Origin of the sequence: uncultured Clostridium sp., from assembly GCF_937920395.1 — a bacterium.
Lineage (GTDB): Bacteria > Bacillota > Clostridia > Clostridiales > Clostridiaceae > Clostridium_AD.
On record NZ_CALEVF010000229.1, the window covers coordinates 1 to 10,698 of the forward strand.

A 10,698-nucleotide genomic window follows, 5' to 3' on the forward strand; every position below is an offset into this window, starting at 1 on the left:
TAGAATAATAAGGTTTTAGTATCTCTCTAAGAATATCTAAGTCTAAGCAATACAACTTAGATATAGAAGGTTCAAGTTCTATGATTTTTTTAGGTATAAATTTGTAAAAATATGAGAGATTTGAAACAATAAATTGCTGATAATCAGCATGAGAACTCCAATTTTTAAGCATAAAATAATCCTCCTAGTAAAATATGTCTTTAGGAGGAGGACCGCAAAATTTTACAGACTTGTCAAGTGTTTTATGCAAAAAAGTGGGGGGATCAACAAAAAATAATAATACTAAGAATGAGTAATCGCAGGAGCTAAGGAGTTTCCGTGAGATCTCATTTAATGATAGGGGGCTACTTTATTTAGAGTATATTAATATTTTGAAAGTAACTCAATGGTAATTGAGTTACTTTCACATTGGGTCTATTATAAATCAGTTATTTAAACCATCTGATTATTCTTTTGAAGTTTAAACAAAAATCGCTCACTACATTTCCAATTTTTGAAAGGTACCTGGCACCTTACAAAAACTGGAACGGTTTTTGTTGCTATTCTTGTGTCTTTCATAAGGTCTCCTTCTTAAATGCGACTGATATATTACAATAATAATGAAATAGTCTTCAATTGTCAGCCTAAAATATTATATATGTTTACAATGTATGGCCTTTTTTTACGGTTTTTTAAATTAGATCTATTTATTTTTCTAAGTTAGTTCAATAAGATTTGTGTAACTTTATTGTTTTGTAAATTAAAATTCTACTGTTCATTGCAGATTTATATTATATTTCAAAATAGAAGTTAACTTCCGTAATAAACTATGTTGCATGAAATTATAAATAAAATTTTACAATCAAATTAAAAAAGCGGCTATAGAAAAAGAAGTTGAAATAGTGTACAAAAATGCATGTTTTTTAATTCACACTAAGCAAATTGAAAAATACCTAAAAGAAAATATAGATTGGAGTACAGCACCTTTAAAGGCTCCACAAATACAGCTAGATTTAGTAGATAAAATATCTAAGGATACACATCTAAACGTGTTTATTTTTAAAATAAGTTCTACCTTTGATTTTAAAGATGTTGTTGTGGAAATTAAACGCCTTGTGCTAAATTACAATAGAAAAATAAAGATTAAAGAAATGTTTAAGTTAACAGATATTAATATTGGAGTATTTTCACCAACATTATTATTAACGGAAACTCTACGAAGGAATTACACCTGGAAAGTATCAAAGTGTGCTTACTAATCAAAAGGAATAAATGTAACTAAGTGACAAGTTCTGTTTGTTAAGATTTCAAGATGAGCATATATGCAATTTATAATAGTCTTGAAGGATCTTTCATATAATCCCTAGGGCAAAGACCCTTAATTTTTTTAAATACCTTGCTAAAGTAAAAAGGGTCATTAAATCCAACGGCTTCCGAAGCTTCTGTAATTGAGTATCCAAGTAAAAGTAACTCTTCAGATTTTTGAATTCTTACCATATGGAGGTATTCAAAAGGAGTTTTATCATTGTAATCTTTAAACAACTTTCCAAAGTAACTAGGTGTGAGCTTCACTTCATGACAGATGTCCTCAAGAGTAATATTATGCATATAATGCGTTCGAATAAAAGATATTGATGTTTCTACAGGCTTATAAATTTTATAATTATCACTTGAATTATTAACCTGTTTAGCAAGTTCTAAAAGTATATCTAGGAATATACTTCTACATTTCATATTATAGTTATCTCTAGAATAATTCCAACTTGATGCTAAGTCAGTGAAATAATTTACAAGTGTTTTGCTATCATTTATAAGAGTAATATGGTTAAAAGGTAAGATATTAATATTTTTCACATTCCAGCTATCATGTTCCCTTGAAACACTGGCAATATCAAAGTTAACCCCAAATGCATGCATAAGGTTAGTTTTGGAAGAATAATAACCATAAGACTTCCCTGGAGGGTTATAAATTAACATGGAGCCAGAAATGGGTTCATCTTTTTCTTTAGTGATACATACCCCTTCACCAGATTCAATAAACATGAAGTTATGAAAATCACGGTCAACCGTTGGAATGTAATAGTTTTCATGGCAATACCTATTAATTACAAATGAAAAAGAAGGAATAAAACTTTGAAAATCAATGTCATTAATCAATTATAAATCACCCTCTCAAGATTTTATATATTACAGTGATATAATACAGGTTATCATTATATTGTACATGTATTAATAATAACATATGGATTATAATAGTTACATAGAAGATCATATTTTAAAGAAAGATTGGTGATGAAATTATTAATCAAAACAATCAATGGCTTGAGGAAGTGTGGAGTAAAATAGAAAAAAACATTCGCCAACAGTAGGGGAAATAGGTGTTGCATTTCCTGATATATTAAGAGAAAAGATAACAAATTAGAGGAGGAAGAAAGATGATATCAGATTTAAGTAAAGCAGATCAGGAATTTGTTAAATCAACTGTAAAAGCAATAGATGACAAGATGTCGTGGGTTGCAGACAAGAATAGAAACAAAATTCCTTACACAACCATTGATGGAAACTATGATGATCACTCAACAGATACGCAAGATGTTAATGACCCAATGGGATTAAGCTTTTGGACAAACGGATTTTGGCCAGGAATGATGTGGCAATTATTCAATCAGACCAAAGATAGGAAATATTGTGGATATGCTAAAGACGCAGAAGTAAAATTGGCAAAGACATTTGATTCATATTTAGGTTTGCATCATGATGTTGGATTCATGTTCTTGCCAAGTGCAGTTATAGATTATAAATTGACTGGTACTGAAGAAAGTCGGGTTCGTGGATTACATGCAGCTAACTTGCTTGCAGGTAGATTTAATCTGAATGGTCGTTTTATTCGTGCTTGGAATGATAAACCTGGCGAAGACCATAGAGGGTGGGCAATCATTGACTGTATGATGAACCTTTCTTTACTTTATTGGGCTTCCAATGAAACTAAAGATCCAAGTTACAAACAAATTGCAATGGCACATGCAGATACTGCACTAAAGAACTTTATTCGTAACGATGATTCTGTAAAACACATCATTGAGTTCAATTGTGAAACTGGAGAATATATTAAATCATATGGTGGGCAGGGGTATATGCACGGTTCTTCTTGGAGTCGTGGACAAGCTTGGGCAGTTTACGGATTTGCCGACAGTTATGAACAAACAGGTGAAAGACGATATCTAGATGCCGCTAAGCGGGTTGCTAATTACTTCATTGCAAATATACCGGATTCTGGTATTATTCCAATTGATTTTCGTCAACCTTCTGAGCCGGCACTAGAAGATTCAAGTGCTGCAATGATTGCGGCCGGTGGTTTCATTGAAATTATGAAAAATGTTCCGGAATGTGAAAAAGCATTTTATCGAACTGCAGCACTGAAACTGCTGAAAACGATTGTATATTCACGTGCAGATTGGTCTAAGAATCAAGACAATATTATTTTGAATAGTTCAGCTTCATATAATGAACTAACTCACCAATATGCGATTATATATGCTGATTACTTTTTTATTGAAGCAATATTCAAGCTTGAAGGAAGTGAGGCAAAAATTTGGGGAAACTAAAACAACACAATCCATAGGCAAAAGGATCCTAAAAAACTAATTATCTATAGTTGCTAAATTTAAAGTGATATAATCCTGTTTATTTATTAAATAAATGTAATAAGTTGCGTGGAACGATATATATGCAACTACCTATATTTAAATCAGACAAAGTGAGGTTTTTATAATGGCTGCTAATACTGTGTTCAATAAAAAAGTTGATATTAAAAGGAGCAATAAACCCTTTGGTTTAATTGATAAAGTCGCTTATTTCTTCGGAGATTTCGGGAATGACTTCTCTTTCCTACTTATGAGTAATTTTCTAATGATTTTCTATACTGATGTATTGGGAATTTCTCCTGTCGCTACAGGTACTTTGTTCATAATCGCTCGTTTAATTGATGCATTTGCCGATATTACAATTGGTCGTTTGGTTGATAATGCAAAGTTGACTAAGCTTGGACGTTACATTCCTTGGATTAGTTGGGTTCGTCCTTTCATATTTATTTCAACAATCCTTTGCTTTATGCCATTTGCTGTTAATTTCTCAATGAGTATAAGGGTTGCATATATCTACGTAACCTACATTTTCTGGGGAATAACTTATTCTGCAACTAATATTCCTTACGGAACTATGGCTTCTGCTATTACCCAGGACCCTGATCATCGTAATTCACTTTCTACTTGGCGTTCTGTTGGTGGTGCTCTTGGTGGTACAATAGTTGGTTTTAGTGTTCCGTTGTTTATGCATAATTCACAGGGTAATGTATCTGGCATACGTATGTTATTTATTGCTATTGCATGTGCTGTTATTGCTTTCATTAGTTATACCTTTACCGTTCATTTTTCACACGAACGTGTTCAGATTCAAAAGACTGAAAAAGTTGGTACCTGGCATTTATTAGGTGCTCTTTTTCACAACCGTGCTTTAATGTCAATTGTTTCTGCTGCTTTAATTCTTTTGGTAAGCAACGGTATGACTAGTGGTCTAAACGCATACTTATTTAATGGCTACTTTCACAGTGCTGTTGGTATGGCTCTTTCTACTATGATGAACACTCTTACCACAATTATGATTGCACCATTTGCAAAATGGGCATCGACTAAGTTTGGTAAGAAAGAATTTTCACAATGGGCTTTGTTATTTTCATCCGCTATGTTTTTCCTACTATTCACTTTGAAGTTAACTAATGCTCCGGTCTTCATTTGTTTACTATTCTTCGCTACTTTAGGTTCAGGCGCTTTTAACGTTATGATATGGGCTTTTATGACAGATGTAATCGATTATCAAGAATTTATTGATGGTAGTCGTGAAGATGGTACTGTTTATGCATTGTATTCATTTGCTCGTAAAGTTGGTCAAGCTATCATGGGTGGTATGAGTGGGTATTTACTTGCTATGTTAGGTTACCACGCTGTTGCTGGTGGATCAACTCAATCAGCATCCACTAATCAAGGCATTTACAACATTGTTACTATCATTCCTGGTATTGGTTACCTTTGTGTTGCACTAATACTCTTTCTCTGGTACCCATTATGTAAATCAAAGGTTCTTGAATTTAGTAAAATCCTTCGGGATAAGGCTGATTCAGATGGAAGTATTGAATAAATTAATAATCAAATAATTTTGGAGGTAAATAAATTGGAAAAATTTAAAACATTTAGAGAAAATAAGCTTGAAACTCGTGAAGATCTACAACAATTAGCTAAAGACTTAATTAATCCTACTGATGCATATTTCGATCCAGACTATCCTGGTCATTTGGATTTTGGTAGTTCAGGTACTGTTTACTCGAAGGGAACTCAAGAAGTTGAAGGATTCCTACGTCCATTATGGGCGATTGCACCTTTACTATCTGATTCAGAGCAAAATTTACCAATATTTAAAAAGTATGAAGAAGGAATACTTGCAGGGACTGATCCTGATAATAAAGCATACTTTGGTAAGATGACTAACACTGATCAGTTAATGGTTGAAGCAACTCCAATGGCTTTAACCTTGGTTTTGACCAAAGAACGATTCTGGAATACTTTAAATGATAAACAAAAGCAAAACATTCACGATTGGTTAATTCAGATTAATTATCATAGCCTTCCAAATAATAATTGGCATTATTTTCGTGTGTTAGTTAACATGGCCATGTCATTGTTAGGAATGGATTACTCAAAAGATATGATGGAATATGACTTCTCAGCGATCGATTCATTCTATGTTAGCGATGGATGGTACAAGGATGGTCCAGTTGACCAACAAGACTATTACGTTTCATGGGCAATTCAATTTTATGGTTTAGTGTACGTTAAGTTATATGGAGACAAAGACCCAGATCGTGCTGCAAAGCTTAAGAAACGTGCTGGAGAATTTGCAAAGACATACCAATATTGGTATGACGCAGATGGATCAGGTATTCCATATGGTCGTTCATTAATTTATCGGTTTGCACAAGTTTCTTTCTGGTCAGCGATTGCATATTCTGGCGTTGACACGGTTCCACTTGGTGTTGTAAAACATATTATTTTACAGAATCTACGTTATTGGATGAAGCAAGATATCTTTCGCAAGGACGGAACTTTAAACCTAGGTTATGCATATGAAAACTTAAATTTTACAGAAGGATATAATGGTGCTGGTTCACCTTACTGGGCTTTAAAACCATTCTTGGTTTTAGCATTACCTAAGGATCATCAGTTCTGGAGTGTTAAAGAAGAAGCTCCAAAGCTTGATCAAAAGATTTCAGTTCCTGCTGGACGAATGCTTATTACTCGTGACGAAGATGGTACTAATGTTCAAGGATTTACAGCTGGGCAACTAGTCCGTAACCAATCTCATCGTGAAGCTAAGTACTCCAAATTTGTTTACTCAACTAGGTTTGGATTTTCAACTCCAAAGGATGGTATTATGTTAAATGAACAGGCATATGACAGTACTTTGGCATTATGTGAAGATGGTGATCATCATTACCGTACACGTGAACGAGTTGAAGCATTACGTTTTAATTCAGATTTCGTTTATAGTATGTGGCTTCCATGGAAAGACGTTCAGGTTAAAACTTATGTTATCCCTGTTCATCCATGGCACATTAGGGTTCACTACATTACAACAACAAAGCAACTTAAATTTGCTGATAATGGTTTTGCAAACGAGCTTAAAGATGGAAGTAAGGAAACACAAACAATTAAGGGGGCATATGTATTTTCTGATCGTGGTGTAACTGGCGCCGAAGAAATTTTTGGACCATTCACATTAGCGAAGGACCTACGTCCTGAACCAAATACGAACTTGTTGTTTCCTAGAAGTTCAATTCCCGTTTTATATGGAGTTATTCCGGTTGGTACTACAGTTATTGTTGATGCCTTCCTGGGATCTGTAAAAGCTGGGGAAGAAAAAGAAGTGCCTGAAGTTTCACTAGATGGCGATATTTTAACCATTAAATATCAAGGTAAAACTAAAAAAATCTTGCTTGAAAGCAACCCTGAGGGACAATTAGAAACTACCATTGATTAAAATCACAAGATAATTTAAATATAAAAGGCCTTTGAGTTTTTAATAACTTAAAGGTCTTTGAAAAACTTTAAAAGTAAATAGTAGAAAATAAATTAAAAGTACTATGTATTTAGGAATAACAATTAAATTACATAAAATATGGAGGTAAAAAATGAAAACTCAAGTGAATACAGATGATAATAGTTCGTCAACTTTAAAGGCTGATAAAATAAGAATAGAAATAAAAGATAAATTAAATATTACAATAAATGAAATTTCTGCGGAGGAAAAAATTTCACTTATACACACACAGGAGTATAAAGCAGGTGACAAAATTTGTTTTACTAATTTCTCAGAAAATAAATACTTAGTTGTTAATATAGATGGTGAATTGTCTGAGGCGTTAATATATGTACCGGAAAGCACATTAGAATTTGCTATACCTTTTGGCGATGATTCCATACCATATTCTCCAGATGCTTTTAAGGGTAACACTCATATTATAAAAATGCGTATTGCTAAAAAAGAGGAAGTTTACTGTTATCGAAACATTGCAAAAAATGTAATGGATCAACGTGGAGAAACAACATATTACCCTCATGCAACAGCCAATGTTGAGACCAGAAATGAGGCAGTATTTGCTGCTCGAAATACCATTGATGGACAAATTAATACTAAGGGGCATGGCGTATGGCCATACGAATCTTGGGGGACTTGGCAAAGAGCAGATGCAGAACTTATTGTTGATTTTGGTAGGGTGGTAGAAGTGGATAAAATCGCTTTATACTTAAGAGCAGATTTTCCACATGATACTTATTGGAAGACTACAAAAATAGTATTCTCTGATGGAACTCAAAAGAATGTGCAACTTATAAAAACCGATAAGGCTCAATATATTGAGTTTGATAAAAAAAGGATCAGCTGGGTTAAACTAATGAATATTGAGAAAGCTAATGAACCGTCAGAATTTGCAGCATTAACAGAAATTCAGATTTATGGTATTGATATTAAGGGTATACCAACTTTTTATGATAGAAGAGAAGGGAATACTAATAAGGTAATAGTTTAATATAATAGTATATTTAATAGCTATTTTTTTATGGCTTTAGGGGGTTACTTTTGCCTTATTAGGAACTAAAGATACTACCGTTTATTTTTCTATATATATTGTCAATACAACAAAGCGGTTTCTGATATTAAATATAGATGGTAGTATTAAAAATGTTATTACAAAATTATCGCTAATTAAAATACAAATAATTGTATCTGAGTTTAAAACTGAACTAGCACCAAAATTATTTGGTGAATCAAGAGTAATGATTAACTCTGCTGAGGATATTAAAAAATTAGAGGAATGAAGCCTATTAGATTTTTGATATATTTTATAACTTAAAGTAGATATTTATACCTTTAATATGTTAAATGGAATTTTATCCACTCGTATATATTTTACTGTTTCAATTCCCCTTTTGCTATGCAAATCTTCAAATCAAAATAAAAAGCAGAAGTGGTTATAAAAACGGGTATAAATAAAAGTAAATGTTGCACTTTATACCAATGTACAAAGAAAAAAGGAAGAACGCCTTCGCAACTGATTTAGAAGAAACTTTAGAAACTAATTCAGAGAAATTTCCAGATGCATATTTAGAAGATAATAATGTTACCCCTCATTATTATGTTATACTACAAGTAAAACCCTAAAATGCATAGTTATTTCTATTAATGACAATGAACAAACTACTGTTAATGGTATAGATAATTTGATTTAAACAACTTTATTAATTATTTTATCCGGAGGCATTTTTTATTATATGATAGTGAATAAATCGGGTCAATATGAAACAGAAGATGGATGGCTTTCACTTATAGGTGTTAGAAAAACTAATAGATTCAAAGATATAGAAGTAGAGTATTTTGATTCGGGATTTAAGATGCCAAGGGAAAATACTCAGGATGAATTACTCAAATTATTCAACATGAAGCAGACCATTGTGATGGGATAGTCATATAGAAAAATGATAAGAGATTTATTCACGGTTGCCAGGAGATTTTATGAGCGAAGCGAATTTGCTGAATTTTCAAATGAGATTGTAAATAAATGATAGGAGCAAGGAAATGGCAAGTATTCAAAGTAAAGTGCTAAATATTATATTGAAATATTCGAATATGAAAAATTCTTTTAATAAAGTATTTGATAGTGGTAAATTCGGTAAGGGTGATGTGAATGAACCACCAAAGAAATTATACTCAAGTTTAAATATTGAAAAAATCCAAGTAAGAGGAAGAAATACATTTATACTAAAACCAAAGAACGAATGCAATAAAATCCATATTCTATATCTACATGGTGGAGGTTATATATATGGTTTTAATAAAATTCATTTGAGTTTTTTTAATACCCTAGTTCGAGCATTAAATTGTACTATTATAGCACCGGATTATCCAGTAGCTCCTGAATTTACATATGAGGATTCCTTTGAAATGGTGATACCTATCTATAAAAAAATTATTACCAAAGTAGGTGGGGAAAATGTAATTCTTATGGGTGATTCTTCTGGAGGGGGATTTGCACTTGCATTGGCTCAAAAGATGAAGGAAGAAAATAATGATAAGGCAAATCAAGTAATATTAATATCTCCTTGGTTAGATATAACTTTAAAAAATAAAGATATAATTGATATAGATTCTGAGGATCCTGTGCTAGGAATAAGTGGTTTAAAAAAGGCAGGAAAACTCTACGCAGGTGATGGTGACGCTAATAATTATTTGTTAAGTCCAATAAATGGACAAATTGAAGGGTTAGGGAAAATAAGTATTTTTATTGGTACTAAAGATATATTAGAGGCTGATACAAGAAAGTTTAAATCAATTACAGAGGAAAAAGGTATTAATATTAATTATTATGAGTATAAAGATATGATTCATGTTTGGCCACTTTTCAATTTACCAGAATCTAAAAAAGCAATAGAGCAAATAATTAGGTTGGTAAGATATAATAAACTAATTTTATAAGGGAGAGAGAAGATAGGGGGTATTAAAAAAGATATAACATGTTTCACTTATAAACACTTTCAAATCTTAATTATGATTTGAGCGTTTTATTTTACGCTTATTTTAGTAGTGTTGAAACCTTTATAATTTAAAGGGAAATAAGTTTATATGTTGAATAGTGGTATTAAAGGCCAACTAAAACTGTTCCAGTTTTTAACAATGGTCTGGCCCCTTTCAAAGATTTGAAGTGAAATGGACAAGCTATGTTGCTAATGACCACCGAGTACTTATGGCATTGTATCCTTTTGTTCCTGCAATATTAGGACTTATTGCCTTGGTAGTTTTCCCAAATATAAATCCGAATAGTAGTATAATGAGTAAAATCCTCGACTAATTAATTAGTTGAGGATTTTATAAAATTTTATATTATTAAAGGTTTTATTGATTGTTGAAATTTAAATATATTGCAGGGATCGTATATCGTTTTTACCACCATAAGAAGGGGATAATTTTTACCGTAGTAGGCATTTCCATAGTTTTTAAGCTCTGCATAAGGAAAATTTACATAGGTTCCATTTGTTAGCGGGTTAACATATTGTAAAACTTCTGCGACCCATTCTTTATAGATGTCTGAATCATCATCCTTTTCAAAGTCTGCTG

Annotated in this window: 12 protein-coding genes; 9 read left to right on the forward strand and 3 right to left on the reverse strand. The window is 32.1% G+C overall.

Annotated elements, in window-relative coordinates:
* Positions 1-432: 432 nt before the first annotated feature.
* Complete coding sequence (locus Q0649_RS14720; RefSeq protein ID WP_298843613.1) at positions 433-558, reverse strand: hypothetical protein; 126 nt, start codon at positions 556-558, stop codon at positions 433-435.
* Positions 559-881: 323 nt separating this feature from the next.
* Between Q0649_RS14720 and Q0649_RS14725 the strand changes: the two genes are divergently transcribed.
* Complete coding sequence (locus Q0649_RS14725; RefSeq protein WP_298843616.1) at positions 882-1,238, forward strand: hypothetical protein; 357 nt, start codon at positions 882-884, stop codon at positions 1,236-1,238.
* Positions 1,239-1,308: 70 nt separating this feature from the next.
* On the opposite strand, the gene Q0649_RS14730 is transcribed toward Q0649_RS14725, so the two are convergent.
* Positions 1,309-2,136, reverse strand: coding sequence for a helix-turn-helix transcriptional regulator (locus Q0649_RS14730; RefSeq protein WP_298843619.1), 828 nt, complete (start codon positions 2,134-2,136; stop codon positions 1,309-1,311).
* 278 nt (positions 2,137-2,414) lie between these two features.
* Between Q0649_RS14730 and Q0649_RS14735 the strand changes: the two genes are divergently transcribed.
* The 8 genes from Q0649_RS14735 to Q0649_RS14770 all read left to right on the forward strand — a co-directional run bounded on the left by Q0649_RS14735 (position 2,415) and on the right by Q0649_RS14770 (position 10,432).
* Positions 2,415-3,584, forward strand: a complete 1,170-nt coding sequence (locus Q0649_RS14735) for a glycoside hydrolase family 88 protein (RefSeq protein ID WP_298843622.1) — start codon at positions 2,415-2,417, stop codon at positions 3,582-3,584.
* A 166-nt stretch (positions 3,585-3,750) separates the two neighbouring features.
* On the forward strand, positions 3,751-5,172 hold the full coding sequence (locus tag Q0649_RS14740; RefSeq protein WP_298843624.1) for an MFS transporter: 1,422 nt from the start codon (positions 3,751-3,753) through the stop codon (positions 5,170-5,172).
* Between the two features lie 33 nt (positions 5,173-5,205).
* Positions 5,206-7,068 (forward strand): DUF2264 domain-containing protein, encoded by a 1,863-nt coding sequence (locus Q0649_RS14745; protein WP_298843627.1) that lies wholly within the window; start codon positions 5,206-5,208, stop codon positions 7,066-7,068.
* Between the two features lie 151 nt (positions 7,069-7,219).
* Complete coding sequence (locus tag Q0649_RS14750; protein ID WP_298843630.1) at positions 7,220-8,116, forward strand: discoidin domain-containing protein; 897 nt, start codon at positions 7,220-7,222, stop codon at positions 8,114-8,116.
* A 488-nt stretch (positions 8,117-8,604) separates the two neighbouring features.
* Entirely contained in the window at positions 8,605-8,748 is a 144-nt protein-coding gene (locus Q0649_RS14755; RefSeq protein ID WP_298843634.1) for a hypothetical protein, read from the forward strand.
* Between the two features lie 110 nt (positions 8,749-8,858).
* Positions 8,859-9,050: a hypothetical protein gene (locus Q0649_RS14760; RefSeq protein ID WP_298843636.1), complete on the forward strand. Its 192-nt coding sequence runs from the start codon at positions 8,859-8,861 to the stop codon at positions 9,048-9,050.
* 112 nt (positions 9,051-9,162) lie between these two features.
* Positions 9,163-10,059, forward strand: coding sequence for an alpha/beta hydrolase fold domain-containing protein (locus tag Q0649_RS14765; RefSeq protein WP_298843638.1), 897 nt, complete (start codon positions 9,163-9,165; stop codon positions 10,057-10,059).
* Positions 10,060-10,285: 226 nt separating this feature from the next.
* Positions 10,286-10,432: a hypothetical protein gene (locus tag Q0649_RS14770; RefSeq protein WP_298843641.1), complete on the forward strand. Its 147-nt coding sequence runs from the start codon at positions 10,286-10,288 to the stop codon at positions 10,430-10,432.
* Between the two features lie 27 nt (positions 10,433-10,459).
* On the opposite strand, the gene Q0649_RS14775 is transcribed toward Q0649_RS14770, so the two are convergent.
* The coding region (locus Q0649_RS14775; RefSeq protein ID WP_298843643.1) for a BBE domain-containing protein at positions 10,460-10,698 on the reverse strand (239 nt) is incomplete at its 5' end.

Coding starts and splice junctions, on each gene's coding strand:
- Q0649_RS14720 (WP_298843613.1), bottom strand. CDS start 558: ATGAAAGACACAAGAATAGCAACAAAAACCGTTCCAGTTTTTGTAAGG.
- Q0649_RS14735 (WP_298843622.1), top strand. CDS start 2,415: ATGATATCAGATTTAAGTAAAGCAGATCAGGAATTTGTTAAATCAACT.
- Q0649_RS14740 (WP_298843624.1), top strand. CDS start 3,751: ATGGCTGCTAATACTGTGTTCAATAAAAAAGTTGATATTAAAAGGAGC.
- Q0649_RS14750 (WP_298843630.1), top strand. CDS start 7,220: ATGAAAACTCAAGTGAATACAGATGATAATAGTTCGTCAACTTTAAAG.
- Q0649_RS14755 (WP_298843634.1), top strand. CDS start 8,605: ATGTACAAAGAAAAAAGGAAGAACGCCTTCGCAACTGATTTAGAAGAA.
- Q0649_RS14760 (WP_298843636.1), top strand. CDS start 8,859: ATGATAGTGAATAAATCGGGTCAATATGAAACAGAAGATGGATGGCTT.
- Q0649_RS14765 (WP_298843638.1), top strand. CDS start 9,163: ATGGCAAGTATTCAAAGTAAAGTGCTAAATATTATATTGAAATATTCG.